Annotated in this window: 14 protein-coding genes and 2 riboswitches; of the genes, 4 read left to right on the top strand and 10 right to left on the bottom strand. The window is 66.2% G+C overall.

The window, feature by feature from the left end; all coding sequences use genetic code 11:
* Positions 1-407: 407 nt before the first annotated feature.
* Positions 408-1205: a transporter substrate-binding domain-containing protein gene (locus D1Y85_RS12995; protein WP_124151466.1), complete on the bottom strand. Its 798-nt coding sequence runs from the start codon at positions 1203-1205 to the stop codon at positions 408-410.
* A 211-nt stretch (positions 1206-1416) separates the two neighbouring features.
* On the opposite strand from D1Y85_RS12995, the gene hemE reads away from it, so the two are divergent.
* Positions 1417-2505 (top strand): uroporphyrinogen decarboxylase, encoded by a 1089-nt coding sequence (hemE, locus tag D1Y85_RS12990; protein ID WP_124151465.1) that lies wholly within the window; start codon positions 1417-1419, stop codon positions 2503-2505.
* 420 nt (positions 2506-2925) lie between these two features.
* Positions 2926-5178: a primosomal protein N' gene (locus D1Y85_RS12980; RefSeq protein ID WP_124151464.1), complete on the top strand. Its 2253-nt coding sequence runs from the start codon at positions 2926-2928 to the stop codon at positions 5176-5178.
* A gap of 55 nt (positions 5179-5233) precedes the next feature.
* On the opposite strand, the gene D1Y85_RS27925 is transcribed toward D1Y85_RS12980, so the two are convergent.
* The gene (locus D1Y85_RS27925; protein ID WP_281278282.1) at positions 5234-5359 is read right to left on the bottom strand and encodes a hypothetical protein; all 126 of its coding nucleotides are present in this window, start codon (positions 5357-5359) and stop codon (positions 5234-5236) included.
* Between the two features lie 289 nt (positions 5360-5648).
* On the opposite strand from D1Y85_RS27925, the gene putA reads away from it, so the two are divergent.
* Positions 5649-9614 (top strand): trifunctional transcriptional regulator/proline dehydrogenase/L-glutamate gamma-semialdehyde dehydrogenase, encoded by a 3966-nt coding sequence (putA, locus tag D1Y85_RS12975; protein WP_124151463.1) that lies wholly within the window; start codon positions 5649-5651, stop codon positions 9612-9614.
* Positions 9615-9705: 91 nt separating this feature from the next.
* Positions 9706-10854 carry a branched-chain amino acid ABC transporter substrate-binding protein gene (locus D1Y85_RS12970; RefSeq protein ID WP_124151462.1) on the top strand — a complete coding sequence of 383 codons (1149 nt, stop codon included), beginning with the start codon at positions 9706-9708 and terminating at the stop codon, positions 10852-10854.
* A 167-nt stretch (positions 10855-11021) separates the two neighbouring features.
* Here D1Y85_RS12970 and D1Y85_RS12965 read toward each other — a convergent pair whose 3' ends face one another.
* The 8 genes from D1Y85_RS12965 to D1Y85_RS12930 form a co-directional block, all read right to left on the bottom strand.
* Entirely contained in the window at positions 11022-12743 is a 1722-nt protein-coding gene (locus D1Y85_RS12965) for a thiamine pyrophosphate-binding protein (RefSeq protein WP_124151559.1), read from the bottom strand.
* 66 nt (positions 12744-12809) lie between these two features.
* Entirely contained in the window at positions 12810-14198 is a 1389-nt protein-coding gene (locus D1Y85_RS12960; RefSeq protein ID WP_124151461.1) for an L-serine ammonia-lyase, read from the bottom strand.
* An 84-nt stretch (positions 14199-14282) separates the two neighbouring features.
* On the bottom strand, positions 14283-15284 hold the full coding sequence (locus tag D1Y85_RS12955; RefSeq protein ID WP_124151558.1) for an alginate lyase family protein: 1002 nt from the start codon (positions 15282-15284) through the stop codon (positions 14283-14285).
* A gap of 347 nt (positions 15285-15631) precedes the next feature.
* Positions 15632-18595, bottom strand: a complete 2964-nt coding sequence (gene gcvP, locus D1Y85_RS12950) for an aminomethyl-transferring glycine dehydrogenase (protein ID WP_124151460.1) — start codon at positions 18593-18595, stop codon at positions 15632-15634.
* Positions 18596-18703: 108 nt separating this feature from the next.
* A complete protein-coding gene (gene gcvH, locus D1Y85_RS12945; protein WP_124151459.1) occupies positions 18704-19084 on the bottom strand; it encodes a glycine cleavage system protein GcvH in 381 nt (126 codons plus the stop codon).
* 88 nt (positions 19085-19172) lie between these two features.
* On the bottom strand, positions 19173-20291 hold the full coding sequence (gene gcvT / locus D1Y85_RS12940; RefSeq protein ID WP_124151458.1) for a glycine cleavage system aminomethyltransferase GcvT: 1119 nt from the start codon (positions 20289-20291) through the stop codon (positions 19173-19175).
* Positions 20292-20369: 78 nt separating this feature from the next.
* Positions 20370-20509: riboswitch (glycine riboswitch) on the bottom strand.
* Positions 20510-20564: 55 nt separating this feature from the next.
* Positions 20565-20685: riboswitch (glycine riboswitch) on the bottom strand.
* Positions 20686-20878: 193 nt separating this feature from the next.
* On the bottom strand, positions 20879-21235 hold the full coding sequence (locus tag D1Y85_RS12935) for a hypothetical protein (RefSeq protein ID WP_124151457.1): 357 nt from the start codon (positions 21233-21235) through the stop codon (positions 20879-20881).
* Positions 21236-21468: 233 nt separating this feature from the next.
* Positions 21469-22533 carry an oxidoreductase gene (locus tag D1Y85_RS12930; protein ID WP_124151456.1) on the bottom strand — a complete coding sequence of 355 codons (1065 nt, stop codon included), beginning with the start codon at positions 22531-22533 and terminating at the stop codon, positions 21469-21471.
* Positions 22534-22714: the final 181 nt, after the last annotated feature.

The raw sequence follows: 22714 nt of genomic DNA, 5'->3' as shown, positions 1-22714 counted from the left end.
ACCCGACCACATCCGTGTTGAAACCGTTGAAGGCATTGTGGGCGAATTAGTGAACCTTGACGGTAACAAAGTGTTTCAGGTTGTAACGCCCGCCAGATAAGGCTTTGCGGGATTTTTTGCCGTCCTGAACATTATGTCTGAGTCATTCTTACCGGTCCGTTCGGTAGCTTACAGATAGCGGGATAGTCCATTCGTCAGCGGGCAATTCGCCGGGCATGAACCAATGCCCGGCGCGCGGGCATTCGAGTGTATTCGTCCAGGCAAACGCGCATGCCTTGCAGTTTTGCGGACGGCATCGGCGCCGTCCGCGGTCCATCCAACGAAGTCCTCAAAAATTTGCGCACTCGAATCCACGGCTACAACTCCGTGAGTGGTTCAACGCACGCAGTGCAAGCCAAGACGGTGACTCACTTGAGCCACTTGTCCGAGATCGACTGATAGTCGCCGCTTGCCTGAAGCAGATGGAGCCACTGATTCACATATTGCTGGAACACGACGTCGCCTCGCGGCACCATCCACGCCTTCTCGCCGTACTGGAACGGCTTGTCCGGATGCACCGAGCACAGGCCAGGATTGAGCTTTTGCTGAAGCAGCGTTTCAGAGGCATCGGTGACCATCACGTCGGCCTTGCCTTCGAGGATCTGTTTGAACACGGTTACGTTGTCCGGGTACACGGTGAGGTTGGCGTGCGTGAGGAACTGCCGCGCAAAGCGTTCGTTCGTACCGCCCGGATTCACGATGACGCGAGTCGTCGGCTGGTCGATTTGCGTGAGCGTCTGGTATTTGGCGACGTCGGCGCAACGCACGATCGGCGTCTTGCCATCCACTTGATACGCTTCCGTGAAGAATGCGCGCTTCTGGCGTTCGAGCAACGTCGACACACCGCCCACCGCGATGTCGCATTTCGCGAGGAAGTCGGTCATCAGGCTCGACCACGTCGTCTTCACGAACTCCGTTTTCACACCGAGCGATTTCGCAAGCGACGCGCTCATGTCGATGTCGATACCCTCGAACGTGTCATCCGCACGGTGGAACGAGTAGGGCTTGTAATCGCCCGTCGTGCAGACGCGCAGCGTACCGCGTGCGATCACTTCGTCGAGTCGCGAGGGCGTCGCCGTGCTTTGCGCGAACGCGGGTTGCACGAATGCGGCTGCGCCCAGCACGGCGCCCGCAGTGATGAGGTGAACGATCGACGCTTTCCTCATGGTGTCTCCCCCAGTTTGTGGTTGCATTGATGTAATCGTTCGGAAAGGCCACCGATGATAGCTAACACGCACGCGACGGTTAAGCAGCGGCTGACCTGGTGGCGTTCGGTCGCTGGTTATGCCGTTTGTGACGCGGCGTCGGCGGGCGGCCGCTCCGGTAAAATAGCGGCTTGCTCCTGAATCCTGAAGCGCCTCCCGGCGTTCCCTGCTCGTGGCCCACACACTTCTGAACGACACTTTTCTGCGCGCGCTGCTGCGCCAGCCGACCGAGTACACGCCGATCTGGCTGATGCGCCAGGCAGGCCGCTATCTGCCGGAGTACAACGCCACGCGCAGCCGCGCCGGCAGCTTCCTCGGCCTCGCGAAGAACCCCGATTACGCGACCGAAGTCACGCTGCAGCCGCTCGATCGTTATCCGCTCGACGCCGCCATCCTGTTCTCGGACATTCTCACCATTCCTGACGCCATGGGCCTCGGCCTCGATTTCCAGGCGGGCGAGGGGCCGAAGTTCGCGCGTCCGGTGCGCACGGAAGCCGATGTCGCGAAGCTCGCGGTGCCGGACATCGGTGCGACGCTCGGCTACGTTACGGACGCCGTGCGGGAAATCCGCCGCGCGCTGACCGATGCGCAAGGCCGTCAGCGTGTGCCGCTGATCGGCTTTTCCGGTAGCCCGTGGACGCTCGCGTGCTACATGGTCGAGGGTGGCGGCTCGGATGACTTCCGCACGGTGAAGTCGATGCTGTACGCGCGGCCGGACCTGATGCAGCGCATCCTCGATGTGAACGCGCAAGCCGTCGCCGCCTATCTGAACGCGCAGATCGAAGCGGGCGCGCAGGCCGTCATGATCTTCGACACCTGGGGTGGCGCGCTGGCGGACGGCGCCTATCAACGCTTCTCGCTCCAATACATCGCGCAGGTCGTCGCGGCCCTCAAGCGCGAGCACGACGGTCGGCGTGTGCCGGTCATCACGTTCACGAAGGGCGGCGGGCTATGGCTCGACGAAATCGCGACGATTGGCGTCGACGCAGTCGGCCTCGACTGGACGGTGAACCTTGGACGCGCGCGCGAGCGCGTGGGCGGGCGTGTGGCGCTGCAGGGCAATCTGGACCCGACGGTGTTGTTCGCGTCGCCAGCAGCGATTCGCGCCGAAGCGCGCGCGGTGCTTGACAGCTTCGGGGCGCATCCGGGTCATGTGTTCAATCTGGGGCACGGTATTTCGCAGTTCACGCCGCCGGAGAGCGTGGCGGAACTGGTCGACGAAGTTCACAGCCACAGCCGGGCGATTCACGCCGGCACCTGACGATGGTTTTGTTGCGACGCAATGCGTCGTACTCCGGACGCCGGTGGACAGGCATGCCGAGATGGCCAGCCAGAGGCACTTCCGGAGAAGTCAAGACTTGACTTATACACACTTGCCTCGTTGCGGCGCGCAAGAGGGAAATATTGCCGCAACGGGGTACCCATGTCCGCTAACGATCAATCGGGCCCTTGACAGGCAAGGCTTTCGGCGCTCCATGGCGTTTTGTGCGCTGTCCAACACAATGGCGCTGCGGCGGCGCCTGGGGCCGGCGGGTTGCGAGTTCTCAACAAAGTTATCCACAGGCGCAGGGTCGGGGGCTCGATTGTTCTGCGGAATCCAAAACTTAGCGCGAAATATAAAGTTTTACTTTAAGTTCGTGGGTGTGTGCGCCAGGACACAGACACGGACCAGGAGATACCCTTGACGGCGGGATTCGTGCGCGTCGCGCTGGACCACCCGCTGCCGGTGCTATACGACTATCGCTACCCGGCCAGCGCACCCGCCCCGCAGCCCGGCATGCTGGTGCGCGTGCCGTTCGGCCGGCGCGACGTGGTGGGTCTCGTATGCGAAGTGGATTCGCACAGCGACGTTCCCGCCGACAAGCTTCGTGACGTGAGCGCCGTCTGCGCCGCGTGCCCGCCGCTCTCCGGGCAATGGCTCGAGCTTGCGGCTTTCGCCGCCGACTACTATCAGCGCGGTCTCGGCGAAGTGGCGCTGCCCGGGCTGCCGCAGGCGCTGCGCGACCCGTCGCGCTGGAACCGCCTACTCGCGCCCGAGGAGCGCTACCGCCTGCTGCCGGCGGGCCGCGAGGCGCTTCCAGAAGCACTGCCCGCGCGCGCGCAGGCGCTGCGCCGGCTGGCAGAGGCGTTGGCGGAAACCGGCGAACTCGATCTCGCCGACGCCAAAGCGCTCCACCCAAAGGCCGCGCCCACGCTGGAAAGCTGGCGCGAGGCGGGCTGGGTCGAATATGAGCGTGTCGAGTTCGGCGCGGGACCCGTGGCTGCGAAGTGCGCGGGTGCTGAAACCGTGCAGGGCCCGACGCTGAGCGACGAGCAGGCCGCCGCCGTCGACGCGATCCAGGCCGCCCGCAGCTTCGCGCCGTTCCTGCTGCACGGCGTGACCGGCAGTGGCAAGACGGAGGTCTATCTGCGCGCGCTGGCCGCGTTGCTCGAACGCGAGCCTGACGCCCAGGCGCTCGTCCTCGTCCCCGAAATCAATCTGACGCCGCAGTTCGAAGCGGCCTTCCGCACGCGTTTCGCGGCCACGCTCGCCGACGATGCGATCGTCACACTCCACAGCGGGCTCGCCGAAGGCGAGCGTGCGCGCAACTGGCTCGCGGCTCACACGGGCCGCGCGCGCATCGTGCTCGGCACGCGTCTGGCCGTATTGGCTTCCCTGCCGCGCCTCGCGATGCTCGTCGTCGACGAGGAGCACGATCCCGCCTACAAGCAGCAGGAAGGGCTGCGCTATTCCGCGCGCGATCTCGCCGTGTGGCGGGCAAAGCAGCTCGGCGTCCCGGTGGTGCTTGGTTCGGCGACGCCGTCGCTCGAAAGCTGGTGGCAGGCCGAGCAGGGCCGCTACACGCGCCTCACGCTTTCGCGTCGCGCCATCGCCGACGCGGTGCTGCCCGCGATCAGGTTGATCGACCTGGAAGAGGAGCGGCGGCGCGGCCGCGCGTCGTTCGAGGGCCTGTCGGGGCCGCTGGTCGCCGCAATGAAGGCGCGTCTCGAGCGCGGCGAGCAAAGCCTAGTGTTCCTGAACCGGCGCGGCTACGCGCCCGTGCTCTCGTGCGATGCCTGCGGCTGGGTGGCGGGCTGTCCTCGGTGCAGTGCCTACGTCGTGTTGCATAAGCCCGAGCGGGCGCTGCGCTGCCACCACTGCGGCTGGGAATCGCGCATCCCGCGTTCGTGCCCCGATTGTGGCAACGTCGATATCGCACCGATGGGGCGCGGCACGCAGCGCATCGAGGAAGCGCTTGCGAGCGCGGTGCCGGGCGCCCGCGTGCTGCGTATCGACGCCGACAGCACACGCCGCAAGGGCAGCGCGCAAGCGTTGTTCTCGGATGTGCATGCGGGCGACGTCGATATTCTGGTCGGCACGCAGATGATCGCGAAAGGTCACGATTTCCAGCGCGTGTCGCTCGTGGGCGTGATCAACGCCGACAACGCGCTCTTTTCGCACGACTTTCGCGCGAGCGAGCGGCTGTTCTCCCAGTTGATGCAGGTGAGCGGCCGCGCGGGCCGCGCCGGACTACCCGGCGAAGTGCTGGTGCAGACGCGTTATCCGCGACATGCGCTTTATCACGCACTGGCGCGCCATGACTATGTGGGTTTTGCGAATACACAATTGACGGAGCGTCGCGACGCGCATCTGCCGCCGTTCGTGTATCAGGCGCTGCTGCGTGCCGAGGGGCGCACGCTGGAAGCGGCGCTCGAATTCCTCTCGCAGGCGGCCCATGCCCTGACGGCGATTCCTGCGTCCGAGCGGGTGACGGTCTACGACGCGGTGCCGCTGACGATCGTCAAGGTGATGAACGTCCATCGTGCGCAACTGCTCGTGGAGAGCCAGTCGCGTGCCGCGCTTCAGGCCACATTGCGCGCGTGGCAGCCGGCGCTGCGTGCGCTGCGTGGCGTGCTGCGCTGGAACGTCGAAGTCGATCCGCTCGATATTTAGGGCATCGCGCGAGCGGCGAGACCGTCGCCGTGCGATGCCGCATGCAGCCGATGGATTAGCGGTGCGTTCCCTCTACCAGCCTCACCCGCCGCTCCGCGGGCGCCGCCGCGCCGCGTATGAACAGCACGGCACACACCGCGCACATGCTCCAGACTCCCATCACCACGACGAACTGTTCCATTTCACCCTCCCGTATTGCGGTCGCAATCGTTTCATCTTGATATACCAGCTATATCGGCGCGGAAGTGGATTCACTGAGGGTGATCAGAATAAGTCCTGGCCAGGGAAAATACCGAGCGCAACCCGTCAAGCCCGGCGGACGGGCGTCGGCTGCAAATCCCTGCACCATAAGGGTTCTTGCGGGGTGCAACCAACTCGCTGGAGTGGTTGCACCTTTTGATCTGAAAGGTTAGGATTCGGCCAACTTTTAGTCTTTCGCCGGTGCGTGTCGCCCGGCATACGAAGGAATCATGGCCAGCACCACTCTCGGCGTCAAAGTCGACGACCTCCTCCGCTCCCGGCTGAAAGATGCCGCCGCACGCCTCGAACGCACGCCGCACTGGCTCATCAAGCAGGCAATATTCGCTTATCTCGAAAGGATCGAGCACGGCCAGCTACCCCCCGAACTGACGGGCCACGCGGGCTCTACGGATCTCGTGGACGGTGCCAGCACCGAAGTCGAGGACGAAGCCGCGTCGCACCCGTTCCTCGAATTCGCGCAGAACGTGCAACCGCAGTCGGTGTTGCGCGCGGCCATCACGGCCGCGTACCGCCGTCCCGAGCCGGAGTGCGTGCCGTTCCTGATCGGCGAAGCGCGCCTGCCCACGAACCTGACCGACGACGTGTCGAAGCTCGCCACGCGACTCGTCGAGACGCTGCGTGCCAAGCGTACTGGCGGCGGCGTCGAGGGTTTGATCCACGAATTTTCGCTGTCGAGTCAGGAAGGCGTCGCGTTGATGTGCCTCGCCGAGGCGCTCCTGCGCATTCCTGACCGCGCCACGCGCGACGCGCTGATTCGCGACAAGATCAGCAAGGGCGACTGGAAATCGCACGTCGGCCATGCGCCTTCGCTGTTCGTGAACGCCGCCACATGGGGCCTGATGATCACGGGCAAGCTCGTCACGACGAACAGCGAGACGGGACTTTCGTCGGCGCTCACGCGCATGATAGGCAAGGGCGGCGAGCCGCTGATCCGCAAGGGCGTCGACATGGCGATGCGCCTGATGGGCGAGCAGTTCGTCACGGGCGAGAACATTTCGGAAGCGCTCGCGAACAGCCGCAAGTTCGAAGCGCGCGGCTTCCGCTACTCGTACGACATGCTCGGCGAGGCGGCCACGACCGAAGCCGATGCCCAGCGCTATTACGCCTCCTACGAGCAGGCGATCCACGCAATCGGCAAGGCCGCCGGTGGCCGCGGCATCTACGAGGGCCCGGGCATCTCGATCAAGCTCTCCGCACTGCATGCGCGCTATTCGCGCGCGCAGCAGGAGCGCACGATGAGCGAACTGCTGCCGCGCGTACGCGCGCTCGCCGTACTCGCGCGCCGCTATGACATCGGCCTGAACATCGACGCCGAAGAAGCCGATCGCCTCGAACTGTCGCTCGACCTGCTCGAAGCGCTGTGCTTCGATCCGGAACTGCAGGGCTGGAACGGCATCGGCTTCGTGGTGCAGGCGTACCAGAAGCGCTGCCCGTTCGTGATCGACTACATCGTCGATCTCGCCCGCCGCAGCCGTCACCGCATCATGGTCCGCCTCGTGAAGGGCGCGTACTGGGATACCGAAATCAAGCGCGCCCAGGTCGATGGCCTCGAAGGCTATCCGGTCTATACGCGCAAGATCTACACCGACGTTTCGTACCTCGCCTGTGCGAAGCGGCTGCTCGGCGCACCCGATGCCGTGTACCCGCAGTTCGCGACGCACAACGCGTACACGCTCTCGGCGATCTATCACCTCGCGGGACAGAACTACTATCCCGGCCAGTACGAGTTCCAGTGCCTGCACGGCATGGGCGAACCGCTGTACGAAGAAGTCACGGGGCCGCTCGCCGCGGGCAAACTCAACCGCCCGTGCCGCGTCTACGCGCCGGTCGGCACGCATGAGACGCTGCTTGCGTACCTCGTGCGACGTCTGCTCGAAAACGGCGCTAACACGTCGTTCGTCAACCGCATCGCCGATGAAACGGTGCCGGTGAGCGAACTGGTCGCGAACCCCATCGACGAAGCCGCGAAGGTCGTCCCGCCCGGCGCGCCGCACGCGAAGATTCCGCTGCCGCGCGATCTCTACGGCAGCGAACGCCTCAATTCGATGGGCCTCGACCTTTCGAACGAGCATCGTCTCGCGTCGCTCTCGTCGGCGCTGCTTGCGAGCGGGAACCATCCGTGGCGCGCCCTGCCGATGCTCGAGGACCACCAGGATGAGATCGCGTCCGGCGTCGCCCGCGACGTGCGTAACCCGGCCGATCATCGCGACGTCGTCGGCACCGTGGTCGACGCGACAGCGGAACACGTGAGCGCCGCGCTCGCGCACGCCGTAGCCGCCGCGCCGATCTGGCAGGCGACGCCGGTCGACGCGCGCGCCGATTGCCTCGCGCGCGCTGCCGACCTGCTCGAAGCGCAGATGCACACGCTGATGGGCCTGATCGTGCGCGAGGCGGGCAAGTCGTTGCCGAACGCCGTCGCCGAGATCCGTGAAGCGATCGACTTCCTGCGTTACTACTCGGCGCAGATCCGCGAGGAATTCTCGAACGACACGCATCGTCCGCTCGGCCCCGTGGTCTGTATCAGCCCGTGGAATTTCCCGCTCGCGATCTTCATGGGCCAGGTGGCCGCCGCGCTCGCGGCGGGCAACACCGTGCTCGCGAAACCCGCCGAGCAAACGCCGCTGATCGCGGCCCAGGCCGTGCGCATCCTGCGCGAAGCGGGTGTTCCGGCAGGCGCCGTGCAACTGCTGCCGGGCGACGGCGAAACCGTGGGCGCGGCGCTCGTCGCCGACCCGCGCACGCGCGCCGTGATGTTCACCGGTTCGACCGAAGTCGCGCGCCTCATCAACAAGACGCTTTCGGAGCGCCTCGACGCCGAAGGCCGTCCGATTCCGCTGATCGCCGAAACCGGCGGCCAGAACGCGATGATCGTCGATTCGTCGGCGCTCGCGGAGCAGGTTGTCGCGGACGTGCTGCAATCGGCGTTCGATTCGGCGGGCCAGCGCTGCTCGGCGCTGCGCGTGCTGTGTCTGCAAGAGGACGTGGCGGAGCGCACGCTCGAAATGCTTGAGGGCGCGATGAAGGAACTGGCGGTTGGCAATCCTGATCGCCTTTCGACCGACGTCGGCCCCGTGATCGACGTCGACGCGAAGCGTGGCATCGACGCGCACGTCGCGGCGATGCGCGAAAAGGGTCGCAACGTCGTGCAACTGTCGATGCCGGAAGGAGCAGCCCAGGGCACGTTTGTGCCGCCGACGCTGATCGAACTGGACAGCATCGACGAACTCAAGCGCGAAGTATTCGGCCCCGTGCTGCACGTGATCCGCTATCGCCGCAGCCAGCTCGACAAACTGCTCGAACAGATCCGCGCGACGGGCTACGGCCTCACGCTCGGCATTCACACGCGTATCGACGAGACCATCGCGCACGTGGTCGGCCGCGCGCACGTGGGCAACATCTACGTGAACCGCAACGTGGTCGGCGCGGTGGTCGGCGTCCAGCCGTTCGGCGGAGAAGGGCTCTCCGGCACCGGTCCGAAGGCCGGCGGCGCGCTGTATCTGTCGCGTCTGTTGGCGAAGCGTCCGGCCGGTTTGCCGAAGTCGCTCTCGAACGCGCTCGTGGTCGATGCGCCGCAGGGTGAGAACACGGAGCGTCCGCAGTCGGCACCGCTCTCGGCACAAGCGGCCCTCACAGCGCTGCGCGACTGGCTGATCGCCGAACGCGAACCGGCCCTCGCGGCCCGCTGCGACGGCTACCTCGGCTACGTGCCCGCGGGCGCGACGGCCGTGCTCCCGGGCCCGACGGGCGAACGCAACACCTATACGCTTTCGGCGCGCGGCACGGTGCTGTGCGTGCCGTCGACGGCGTCTGGCGCTCGCGCCCAGTTCGCCGCCGCACTCGCGACGGGCAATCGCGCACTCTTTTCGGGTGCAGCGGGCGAGGCGCTCGTGAACGCGTTGCCGGCGTCGCTGAAGGCGCACGGCGCGGTGCATAAGGGTGGCGAAACGTCGCAATACGACGCAGTGCTCTTCGAAGGCGACAGCGACGAGCTGCTCGCGCTCGTGAAGGAAGTGGCGAAGCGTCCGGGGCCGATCGTTTCGGTGCAGGGCGTCGCGGCCCATGCGCTCGCGAACGGCGATGAAGATTACGCACTCGAGCGTCTCCTCACGGAGCGTTCGGTGAGCGTTAATACAGCCGCCGCGGGCGGTAACGCTAACTTGATGACGATTGGTTAAGCAACAGCCATACTGTCGGTCGTCTCTTGACAACGAAGCGGCAAAGCTACGCGCCGAAGCCGCTCCAATCACCTGGTAACTAGGAGAAGCCATGCAACACACGATGAAGCAGCTGGCAGGCGCAACGATCGTTGCCGCCATGTCGCTGGCGGGGACCGCACACGCGCAGCAAGTCGAGGAAGTGAAGATCGGTTTTGCCGGTCCGATGACGGGCGCACAGGCGCACTACGGCAAGGACTTCCAGAACGGCATCACGCTTGCCGTCGAGCAGGAGAACGCAACCAAGCCGATGATCGGCGGCAAGCAGGTTCGCTTCGTGCTCGACGCGCAGGACGACCAGGCCGACCCGCGCACGGGCACGACCGTCGCGCAGAAGCTGGTGGACGACGGCATCAAGGGTATGCTCGGCCACTTCAATTCGGGTACGACCATCCCGGCATCGCGCATCTACTCGAACGCTGGCATCCCGCAGATCGCCATGGCGACGGCGCCGGAGTACACGCAGCAAGGCTTCAAGACGACGTTCCGCATGATGACCTCGGACACGCAGCAAGGTTCGGTGGCGGGCACGTTCGCGGTGAAGACGCTCGGCATGAAGAAGATCGCCGTGGTTGACGATCGTACGGCCTACGGCCAGGGCCTGGCCGACCAGTTCGCGAAGGCAGCGAAGTCGGCGGGCGGCACGATCATCGATCGCGAGTACACGAACGACAAGGCCGTGGACTTCAAGTCGATCCTGACCAAGCTGAAGGCGCAGAATCCGGACCTGATTTACTACGGCGGCGCGGATTCGCAAGCTGGCCCGATGGTCAAGCAGATGAAGTCGCTCGGCATGAAGGCTCCGCTGATGGGCGGCGAAATGGTCCACACGCCGACGTTCCTGCAGATCGCGGGCGACGCGGCGAACGGCACGGTGGCATCGCTGGCGGGCCTGCCGCTCGAAGAAATGCCTGGCGGCAAGGACTATGTGGCGAAGTACAAGCAGCGCTTCGGTGAAGACGTCCAGACGTACTCGCCGTATGCGTACGACGGCGCGATGGCAATGTTCGCGGCCATGAAGGCGGCGAACTCGACCGATCCGGCGAAGTACCTGCCGTACCTGGCAAAGACCAGCATGGTGGCCGTGACGTCGAAGAACCTCGCGTATGACGAGCGCGGCGACCTGAAGAACGGCGGCATCACGCTGTACAAGGTTGTCGACGGCAAGTGGACGACGCTGCAAAGCGTGGGCGGCAAGTAATGCGCCTTGCGGCGTGAGCGGCGGACGTGTTGTGTTGTCCGCTGGCGCGCGCAGCTGAGTCAGTTGAGTAAAGCCCTGCAGGAAGACTTTCCTGCAGGGCTTTTTCTTTTCGCGGAAGCGGATGCGAATGCAGAGGCGCGTGCTTCGTCGCTGCTTCGTCCCCGCGCTTACGCGCGCGACTTGAGCGCCGCGTCGCGAATCTGCGTGAGCGTTGCGGCGGGCGTGCTCGCGTCCTGCGGAATGCGGATTTCAATCACGGCGGGCCGTCCTGCTTCGAGCGCGCGCTCGAGTGCAGGCAGGAACGCCGTGGTGGATTCGACGACTTCGCCGTACGCGCCGAACGCGTGCGCGAACGCCGCGAAATCCGGGTTCGTCAGTCGCGTGCCATGGACGCGCCCCGGGTAGTGACGTTCCTGATGCATGCGGATCGTGCCGTAGTGTCCGTTATTCACGACGATGAACACAACGGCGAGCCCGTACTGCATCGCCGTGGCGATCTCCGGCGCCGACATCATGAAACACCCGTCGCCCGCGAGCGCGACCACGGTGCGCGCCGGATAGAGCGACTTCGCGGCAATCGCGGCTGGCACGCCGTAGCCCATCGCGCCGCTGGTGGGCGCTAGCTGCGAGCGGAAATGGCGATACGCAAAATGCCGATGAAGCCATGTCGCGTAGTTGCCCGCGCCGTTCGTGACGATGGCGTCGTCGGGCAGGCGCGCGCGCAATTGCTGAATTACTTCGCCCAACTGAACATCGCCGGGCATGGGGCGCGGCTCGCGCCATGCGAGATACGCGCGATGCGCTTCCTCGGCCGAGCCGTCCCACGCGCACGTGGCGGGCGCGTCGAGCGCCGCAAGCATCGACGCGATTTCGGGCAGACCTGAGACGATCGGCAGATCGGCGGCATAGACGCGTCCGAGTTCTTCCGTGCCCTGATGGACGTGGATCAGCGTCTGCTTCGTCTTCGGGATGTCGAGGAGTGCGTAGCCGCCTGTCGTCGCCTCGCCGAGGCGCGGTCCGAGCGCGAGCAGCACATCGGCGTCGCGGATGCTTGCTCCAAGCGCCGGATTCACGCCGAGGCCGACATCGCCCGCGTAGTTCGGGTGATCGTTGTTCAGTGTGTCCTGAAAGCGGAACGCGAGCCCGATGGGCAGACGCCAGAGCTCGACGAAGCGCTGCAGGTCCGCGCAGGCGGCGCTCGTCCAGCCGTGGCCGCCCGCGATCACGAACGGCTTTTTCGCGTTCGCGAGCAGCGTGCGCAACTGCTCGATCTGCGCGGCGGACGGCGAGGCCTGCACGCGCTGCGCGGCGGGGGTGACGGCCTGCGCCTCGGCGGCCGGAAACGGATCGCTGAGCATGTCCTCGGGCAGCGCGAGCACGACGGGTCCAGGACGCCCCGACGTCGCGATGTGGAACGCGTGGCTCAGGTACTCGGGCACGCGACGGGCGTCGTCGATCTGCGCGACCCACTTCGCCATCTGCCCGAACATGCGGCGGTAATCGATCTCCTGGAAAGCCTCACGGTCCATCTGTTCGCGCGCGACCTGACCGATCAGCAGGATCATCGGCGAAGAGTCCTGGAACGCCGTATGCACGCCGATCGACGCATGCGTCGCGCCCGGCCCGCGCGTGACGAACGCGATGCCGGGCTTGCTGGTGAGTTTGCCGACCGCTTCGGCCATGTTCGCCGCTGCCGCTTCGTGGCGGCAAACGATCGTTTCGATGCGGTCCGTGACATCGTGGAGCGCGTCGAGCACCGCGAGGTAGCTCTCGCCCGGCACGCAGAACACGCGCGTCACGCCGTTCGCGTTCAGCGCTTCGACGAGCAGGCGTGCGCCTGTGGTTGTCGGTGTTTTGGCGGGGGATGGGGAATTGGTCGGCGGTGTCATCGCGGTCATGTCTTTATGTCTCCTCCAGTAGCTCATTCGAAAGAACAGGACGACGCACGCCTCGCGTCAGCACTCGACGATATTCACCGCGAGGCCGCCGCGCGACGTTTCCTTGTACTTCGTCTTCATGTCGGCGCCGGTCTCGCGCATGGTCTTGATGACCGAGTCGAGTGAGACGTAATGCGCGCCGTTGCCGCGCAGCGCCATGCGTGCGGCGTTCACGGCCTTCACGGATGCCATCGCATTGCGCTCGATGCAGGGAATCTGAACCATGCCGCCGACGGGGTCGCAGGTGAGCCCGAGGTTGTGCTCCATGCCGATCTCGGCGGCGTTCTCGACTTGCCGGGGGCTGCCGCCGAGCACGGCGGCAAGCGCGCCCGCGGCCATCGAGCACGCGACGCCGACTTCGCCCTGGCAGCCCACTTCGGCGCCGGAGATCGACGCGTTGAGCTTGTAGAGGATGCCGATCGCGGCGGCGGTGAGCAGGAAGTCGATCACGCCGTCATCGCTCGCGCCGGGCGTGAAGCGCACGTAGTAGTGGAGCACGGCGGGGATGATGCCGGCGGCGCCGTTGGTCGGTGCGGTGACGACGCGGCTGCCCGCGGCGTTTTCCTCGTTGACGGCGATCGCGTAGAGGTTGATCCAGTCGATCATCGAGAGCGGGTCCTGCAGCGAGCGCTCGGGGTTGCCGGTGAGCGCGCGATACAACTCCGGGGCGCGACGCTTGACCTTCAAGGGCCCGGGTAGCGTGCCATCGGCGTCCGGATTGCCGATCCCGCAACCGCGCGCGACACACGACTGCATCACGTCCCAGATGCGCAAAAGGCCGCTGCGGATGGCGTCATCGCTGTGCCAGACGCGTTCGTTCTCGAGCATCAGCTGAGCGATGCTCTTGCCCGTCGAGTCGCACAGCGCGAGCATTTCGTTACCGGTGCGAAACGGATGCGGCATTTGAGCGGCGGCGGCCAGCACCTTCGTGTTCGGCGCACCGGCCGTCACGACGAAGCCGCCGCCCACGGAGAGATACGTGCTCTCGCGCAGCGTGGTGCCGTTGGCGTCGAACGCGTACAGCTTCATGCCGTTCGGGTGCTCGGGCAGCGCCTGGCGATAGAACGCGATGTGCTCCTTCAGCACGAACGGAATCGCGTGACGGCCGAGCAGCGCGAGGACGCGCGATGCGCGCACGGCTTCGAGGCGCTCCGCGATGGTGTCGGGATTCACGGTGTCGGGCGCGTCGCCCATCAGGCCGAGCATCACGCCGCGGTCTGTGCCGTGCCCTTTGCCGGTCGCGCCGAGCGAGCCATACAGCTCGACTTTGACCGTCGCGGTGGCGCTGAGCAGGCCGTCGCGCTCAAGTCCCTCGGCGAACATCAGCGCGGCGCGCATCGGCCCGACCGTGTGCGAACTGGAGGGTCCAATGCCGATTTTGAAGAGATCGAAAACGCTGACTGCCATGGGTACTGCTCCTGCTACGAAAAACTGACGTCTGGTTCAATGATCGCGCTTATTCGCCGTGCCTGCCTGGGCCGTACCGCGCTGCTAGCGCGCGGGCAGCGGCAGGCACACGGCGAGCCACGCGGGCGGGGTCGGCGCAAGCCTGAGCGCGACCGGTGAAAAGCGGCCGTCGAGGCGGGCGGCCAGGTGGAAAAGCTCGGCGGCGTTTTTCGGGTCCCATGCGCCGGTGAAACCGGGCAAGCCCGCTTCGCGGCGCCGTGCGTCGAACGGCACCGTCGAGCGCACGAACTCTTCATGGGTCTTTTCACCCGTTGCATAAGGCGTGAGCCAGTCGAGCGCCTTCGCGAGCGTCGCGCCGTTCGTCGCGCGCTCGGTCAGCCAGTTGCGGTTGTGGCGGCGCGCGGCGAGTGCCGCTGTCACCAGCGGCTGCAAATCGAATGCCACGTAGTGCAGCGCATCGCGTTCGGTGAAATCGAGCGTCGAGCCGTCGGGCGCGACGTTATCGCCGAGATGCTCGACGAAGAGGCTCTGTGCCGTCGCGATCATCTTCCGGTTGTCGAGCGTGAACGCGATCATTGCGATCAGCTTGACGCGGTGGCTCTGCCAGTTGTTGGCGAACGTACCCTTGAGCGGCCGCGGCTGCGCCTCCACCTGGGCGATGTAGCCGCTCGCGAAGCGGTTCAGGAACGCCATGGTCGCGTTGCGCGTCTTCACGGGCAGTGCGCTCGCGGTCATGTCGTAGGCGAGGATCAGTCCTTCGAAGCGCGTTTCGTCGATGGGATTGAAGCTCGGCTGATAAGTGCCGACCCACGCCGCGAGAAAGCGGTCGACGAGCTTCAGAAACCGTTCGTCGCTCGTTGCCCGCCACGCGAGTGCGGCGTCGCGCATGAGGTCGAGTTCCTTCGCGGCCTCGACGCTCTGGTCGTAGATGCCCTCGTGCGGCAGCGTCCCTTCGGTGTGAAGCGTGGCAAGCGGGCGCGGCGTGTCGTTGATGTGCGCCTCGACTTGCGCGACGAGCGCCTTCACGCCCGGGTCCGCGTTGGTGCGCTCGCTCGTCTGCAAGCCAGGCGCCGCGCAGAAGTTCATCGCCGCGTGGGCTGCGCTCGACAACGCGAGCGCGGCGCAGGCCGTGGCGAGTGCGCGGGTGAATCCGGCGATGGGTTTCGCGTGAGGATGCGTCGCGACGCGCTTTTCCGGCCGGCCGGCACCGGACGCGCGGGCCCGATTGACCGCATCTGACGAGCGCGCGCCACCGCGCGCCTGCCGGGTCGACGCCCGGGTTGAAACCGTTCGCACCTTCCGCGCCATGCAGGCTCCCTGATTCAAGGCTGACAGGTGTGTGATGTTAGCGGTTTGCGGCGGCAAATGTGAGGGTGATGCTTGACGCCGCGTGCCAACTCCAGTCGGCGCGCGGCGGCGGGCAGGGCGCCGCGTCAGCCCTGCTGCGCCTCTGCTGCGTGTGCTTCGTCGTATTCTGCGATCGGCACGCACGAGCAGAACAGGTTGCGGTCGCCATACGCGTTATCGGCACGGCCAACCGGCGGCCAGTACTTCTGCGCCACGAGCGAGCGCACCGGGTACGCGGCCTGTTCGCGCGAGTACGCGTGCTTCCAGCCGTCCGCGACGACCACGGCCGCCGTGTGCGGTGCGTGCTTCAGCGGGTTGTCTTCCTTGTCGGCGCGGCCTTCTTCCACGGCGCGGATTTCCTCGCGGATCGCAATCATCGCGTCGATGAAGCGGTCGAGTTCGTCCTTCGATTCCGATTCGGTCGGCTCGACCATCAGCGTGCCCGGTACCGGGAAGCTCATCGTCGGCGCGTGGAAGCCGTAGTCCATCAGGCGCTTGGCGACGTCATCCACGGAGATGCCGCTTGCATCCTTGATGGGGCGCAGGTCGAGAATGCACTCGTGCGCGACGAGCCCGCCGGGGCCGCTGTAGAGCACCGGGAAGTGCGGCGCGAGTTTCTTCGCGACGTAGTTCGCGTTCAGGATCGCGGCTTCGGTGGCGGCGGTGAGGTTGGCCGCGCCCATCATGGCGATGTACATCCACGAGATCGGCAGGATCGATGCCGAGCCATAAGCCGCTGCGCTCACAGCGCCGATGCCGTTGTCGTCGCGCTTGTAGCCGCTCGACAACTGGTTCGGCAGGAACTGCGCGAGATGCGCGCCGACCGCGACCGGACCGACGCCCGGTCCGCCGCCGCCGTGCGGAATGCAGAAGGTCTTGTGCAGGTTCAGGTGCGAGACGTCGCCGCCGAACTGGCCCGGGGCCGCGAGGCCGACCATCGCGTTCATGTTCGCGCCGTCCACGTAGACCTGGCCGCCGTGCGCATGCACGATCTCGCAGACTTCGCGCACGTTTTCTTCGAACACGCCGTGCGTCGACGGATACGTGATCATGATCGCGGCAAGATTGGCCGAGTGCTGTTCGGCCTTGGCCTTGAGGTCGGTGATATCGATGTTGCCTTGCGAGTCGCAAGCGACGACGACGACCTGCATGCCCGCCATCTGCGCCGACGCCGGGTTCGTGCCGTGCGCCGATGCCGGAATCAGGCAGACATTGCGATGCCCTTCACCGCGCGAGGCATGGTACGCGTGAATGATGAGCAGACCGGCGTACTCGCCCTGCGAGCCCGCGTTCGGCTGCAGCGAGACGGCGGCGTAACCGGTTGCAGCCACGAGCATCTGTTCGAGCTGATCGACCATCTCGCGATAGCCGACGGTCTGTTCGGAGGGCGCGAACGGGTGAATGCGGCCGAACTCGGGCCACGTCACCGGCAGCATTTCGGACGTCGCGTTGAGCTTCATCGTGCACGAGCCGAGCGGGATCATCGAACGGTCGAGCGCGAGGTCCTTGTCGGAGAGGCTGCGCAGATAACGCAGCATTTCCGTTTCCGAATGGTGGCGGTTGAACACCGGATGCGTGAGGTACGCGCTTTCGCGCACGAGCGTCGCCGGGAACGTGGCCGCGCTGGACTTGGCGAGCGTGGCGTCGAGTGCATCGACCGACGGCGTTTCGCCCGCGAACGCGGCTTGCGCGAATACGGAGAGCAGATCGGCGAGATCGGCGCGCGTGGTCGTTTCATCGACAGACACACCCACGCGCGTTTCGCTCACGTGGCGCAGGTTCATGCCGCGTGCGAGCGCCGCGTCGACGAGCGCCTGCGTGCGCGGGCCGGTTTCGAACGTGAGCGTGTCGAAGAAGGTGCCGTTGATGCGCGTGTAGCCAAGTTGCTGGGCGCCTGCCGCGAGGATCGCCGCAATGCGGTTCACGCGTTGCGCGATCGTCTTGAGTCCGTGCGGGCCATGATAGACGGCGTACATGCTCGCCATGATCGCGAGCAGCGCCTGCGCCGTGCAGACGTTCGACGTCGCCTTCTCGCGGCGGATGTGCTGTTCGCGCGTCTGCAGCGCGAGACGCAGCGCGGGGTTGCCTTGCGCATCGACGGTCACGCCGACAAGACGGCCCGGCATCTGCCGCTTGAATTCGTCGCGCACGGCGAGGTAGGCGGCGTGCGGGCCGCCGAAGCCCATCGGCACGCCGAAGCGCTGCGAGTTGCCGAGGGCCACGTCCGCGCCCCATTCGCCGGGCGGCGTGAGCATCGTGAGCGCGAGCAGGTCGGCAGCGGCGATGACCGCGCCACCCGTCGCGTGAACGGCAGCAGCGAGTTCGCGGTAGTCGCGCACATCGCCGTTGGTGCCCGGATATTGCAGCAGCACGCCAAAGGCGCCTGCTTGTGCGGCTTCATGAGCCGGACCGACCTTCACCTCGATGCCGATCGGCTTCGCACGCGTCTTCACGACTTCGAGCGTTTGCGGCAGCACGTCATCGGCGACGAAGAACACATTCGACTTCGACTTGCCGGTGCGCTGCACGAGCGTCATCGCTTCGGCGGCGGCGGTGGCTTCGTCGAGCAGCGAAGCGTTCGAGATCGCGAGGCCCGTGAGGTCGGTGATCATCTGCTGGAAGTTCAGCAGGGCTTCAAGGCGACCCTGCGAGATTTCCGGCTGGTATGGCGTGTACGCGGTGTACCACGCCGGGTTCTCCAGCACGTTGCGCAGGATGACCGCCGGCGTGTGCGTGTCGTAGTAGCCCTGGCCGATGTATGAGCGGAACACCGCGTTCTTGTCCGCGATCGCGCGCAGGCCCGCGAGCGCTTCGGCTTCCGTGCGCGGCAGCGCAAAGGGGCCGAGCGGCAGCGTTTCCTTGCGGCGGATCTTCTCCGGAATCACCGCATCGATAAGCGCTGCCCGCGAGGCGAAGCCGAGCGTGTCGAGCATCGCTTGCTGGTCGGCCGAGTCGGGGCCGATGTGGCGGCCTGCGAAGGCGTCGTGCGCTTCAAGCGCAGCTAGCGAGAGAGGGGTGTTCATCAGACGATCCGGGTGTTCGAGCTTCATGGGGTGTGTCCTGTGTCGACCAGAGTCAGGGCTTAGCCCGGACTCTGGTCCCATGCACCGCCAGACGCGGCAGCCGGGCTCGGGCCGCCGCGCCTTGAGCGGTGAGGGTTATGCGCCGATGGCTTTTTCGTAGCCGGCGGCGTCGATCAGCTTGTCGAGCGAAGCGCCCGCGGCGGGCTTGATCTTGAAGAGCCACGACTCGTAGGGCGCGCCGTTCACCTGATCGGGCGTGTCGGCGAGTGCGCTGTTCGATTCGATGATCTCGCCCGCGACCGGCGCGTAGATGTCCGAGGCGGCCTTCACCGACTCGATCACCGCGACTGCATCGCCCGCGGCGACGGTGCGGCCTGCTGCGGGCAGTTCGAGGAACACGATGTCGCCGAGTGCTTCCTGCGCGTGGTCGGTGATACCGACGGTCAGCGTGCCGTCGGCTTCGGTGCGGACCCATTCGTGCGATTCGGTGTATTTCAGATCGGCCGGGATGCTCATTGGATGCTCCAGTGCGTGGTTCGCAGTGTTTGCTAACTTAGTTAAGGCTTGAGAAGAGGGGACGTGCGCGGAACGCGAAGCGCACGGATCAGGCGACGAGCACCTTGCCGTTGCGCACGAACGGCAGTTTTACCACGCTTGCGGGAAGCGCCTTGTCGCGGATCAGCACCTGCACGACGTCGCCCGGCTGCACGCCCTGGGGCACGCGCGCGAAGGCGATGGATTCCTGCATCGTCGGCGAGAAGGTGCCGCTCGTGATCTCGCCTTCGCCCTGCGGCGTGACGACCTTCTGGTGCGCGCGCAGCACGCCGCCGGCCTTGCCGTTTTCCTTCTGCAGGATGAGGCCGACGAACGCCATGCGTGCGCCGTTCGCTTCGAGCACGGCGCGGCCGATGAAGTCGCGCGGCTCCTTCATGTCGACGGTCCACGCGAGGCCCGCGTCGAGCGGCGAGACGTTGTCGTCCATGTCCTGGCCGTAGAGGTTCATGCCCGCTTCGAGGCGCAGCGTGTCGCGTGCGCCGAGGCCGGCGGGCTTCACGCCCTGGCGTTGCAGTGCGTCCCAGAACTCGCAGACGGTGGTAGCCGGCAGCACGACTTCGAAGCCATCCTCGCCGGTGTAGCCGGTGCGCGCGACCATCAATTCGCCGAACGGCGTCGCTTCGATCTTCGCGGCGTTGAAGGGCTTGAGGGGCTCGGTGGCGGTGCGCGTCGAAGGCGCAACTTGCCAGACTTTGTCGCGCGCATTCGGGCCCTGCACGGCGACGATCGCCAGATCGCGGCGCGGCGTGATGGTGAGGCCAAAGCCACCTTCGGCGTTGAGCTTCTCGAACCAGGCGATGTCTTTTTCGGCGGTGCCGGCGTTGACGACGGTGCGGAACTGATCGTCGGCGAAGAAGTAGACGATGAGGTCGTCGATCACGCCGCCCTGCGGGTTCAGCATGCACGAGTAGAGCGCGCGGCCCGGCGTGGCGAGTTTCGCGACGTTGTTGGCGAGCGCGCGCGAGAAGAATTCACGCGCCTTCGGGCCCGCGAAATCGACGACGCACATGTGCGAGACGTCGAACATGCCGGCATCGGTGCGCACGGCGTGGTGCTCGTCGATCTGCGAGCCGTAGTTGACGGGCATGTCCCAGCCGCCGAAATCGACCATGCGTGCATTGAGCGCGCGGTGCGTGGCGTGGAGCGGGGTGTGTTTCAGTTCGGTCATGGGCGGTCTCGGCACGTTCGGAAACGAAAAGGGCCATGCATGAGCCGCCGCAGGCGCTGTGCCTGTGGACGTTTCGTGCATGGCCCCTCTGTCCTCGGTACCTGAGAGATTGCGCCGCGCTGCGGAGTGCAGTGCTGGCGGCGCGCGCCCCTTCGGTGGGCAGTCTGAACGCGGCCTGTCTTGCCGCCGTTCTGCTGCCGCTCTCCAGAGTGCGGACCCTGGTGCTTGTCCGTTTGCCGCGCGCTTCGCGCACAGGCTTGCAGACAGGCGGTCCGGCGCGCACGGTCCTTTTGCCTGAGAGTTTGTGGGTTGCCCCTTCGGCGGCGCCGGTTGTGTCGTGTGTCGTCGTATATCGACTCACGGCGCAATCGGCGCGCTCTCCCGGCGCGCGCAGCGATTGTCGTTGACGCACACGGGACGTGTCAATGCGGAATATTTTCGGGGCGGGAGCAGATGGCGCTCGCCTGTTGCGACGGCGAGCGTCGGCGGGCGGGTGGCGCGCTTGCGCCGGAAGGAGTTTGCCGTGGGAGGCGGGCCTTCAGCGATCGCTCGCCAATTTGCGACGCGCAGGTTGTGGGTCACGGGCATTACTCGCCGATCGCGCGCGCGGCGGTGTCGAGTTCCTCGTTCAGCACGCGCTGCTCGTCGGGCGAGATACCGCCGCCGTGCTGGCCAGCCATGTCGTGCGCTTCGTTGCGGATTTCGTCGAGGCGGTGATGCAGCGCGTTACCCTGCGGCAGCGGGTAGTATCCCTGATTCACGCGCGTGTCGAGTCGGTGGCCGAGGTTGTCGATGCGGCCATCCACCTGACGCAGGCGCTCGACAGCGGCGTCGTGCGGATTCGGGCCGGCAGGGTGCTGCGTGTGTGGTGGCCGCGTGACGACGCACGCGGCGAGCGTCGAGATGAGCGCGCTGGCGGCCAGCGTGCGCAGGATGCGGGACATGTGAGACTCCTTTTTGCTCATGGTCGCTCTTTGCGGCGTTGTCTGGACGCACAACGTGTCGCGCTCGCCGCGCGATAACCAACCCTGCAAACGCGCCTGCAACCGTTTGTATGTGCCCCTGGTTGGTCCTGGTGCGCCGCCAGGCGGCCGGAAATCCGGCGTGTGGCGTCAACGTCATCGGCGCGGAGCTTGCCACGCGCCGTGACCATTCAGACGGTACGCATCGGCCTGATTCAAGCGGTGCGCACGAACGGGAGCGTGCGGCCTTCGTCGGCGCTTTGCATGGCTAGCTCGATGACCGTCATCACGTCGATGGCATCCTGCGGGCTCACCGGGAATGGCGTGCCTTCGCGGATCGATGCGGCCAGCGCACGATAGAGGTCCGCGTAATCGCCAGCGGCAGTTGGCAGCGTGCGTTCCGTTTCGCCGCCGTCGCTCCCCGAGGAGGCGTCGTTCAGTGCATGCAGCCGGCCGGCCTCGTTGCCCGCGCCGAACCCCGGCTGGCCAGGGCGCAACCCCGCCCTCAGCTGGTCTTCCTGCGTGTCGAGACCGTTCTTCAGATAGCTCCCGCGCGTGCCGTTGATCACGAACCGCGGAGAGAATGCGGCGAGCGCGCTAGCGTGCAGCACGGCGTCGTGGTTCGCGTAGCCGAGCACCAGATGCACGTAGTCGGGTGCCGTCGCATTGTCGCGGCTTGTGCGCACGAACGCGGTGACGGTCTCCGGCGCGCCGAAAAGCGCGAGCGTCTGGTCGATCAGATGCGGCCCGAGGTCATAGAGCAGACCGCCGCCGCGCGCGGCGTCCTCGCGCCAGCGCTGGCGCACCAGCGGGCGGAAGCGGTCGAAATGCGATTCGAAGTGCGTTACGCGGCCCAGTTCGCCGCTGGCGAGCAACGCTCGCACGGTGAGGAAATCGCCGTCCCAGCGGCGGTTGTGGAACGGCGCGAACACGAGCCCCCGGTCGGCGGCGAGCGCGGCCAACTCGCGCGCTTGCGCGGCGCTCAAGGTGACGGGCTTGTCGACGAGAACGTGCTTGCCGCGCGCAAGGACGCGGCGCGCGAGGTCGAAGTGCGTGTCGTTCGGCGTCGCGATGACGACGCATTCGATGTCGTCGAGGGCGAGCAGTGCGTCGAGATCGGGGACGATTGCGGCATCAGGGAAGTCGGCGCGCGCGCGTTCGGGCTGTCCCGTGGCGATGGCGGCAAGCGTGGCGCCAGGACAATGCGCGATCACGGGTGCATGGAAGGTCTGGCCGGCAAAGCCGTAGCCCATCAGGCCGATTTTCAGCGGTGAAGTCATGGGGTAATTCCTCCAGGGGCGGCGCGGTGCGAGCCACATCGGCGGTGGGCAGGAGCGCGTTATTGTGGCACGCAGAGCCCGGAGAGTGGGGCGCAAGCAAGCACCGCTCGCGGGGTCGTATCGGTTGCCTGGGGCCACGCTCGAGGTGAGGCGTTCGCACTGTTCGCTCTGACCGCAAGCG

Origin of the sequence: Paraburkholderia dinghuensis (genome assembly GCF_003837865.1) — a bacterium.
GTDB lineage: Bacteria > Pseudomonadota > Gammaproteobacteria > Burkholderiales > Burkholderiaceae > Paraburkholderia > Paraburkholderia dinghuensis.
This window is presented reverse-complemented; position numbering and strand designations above follow the sequence as displayed.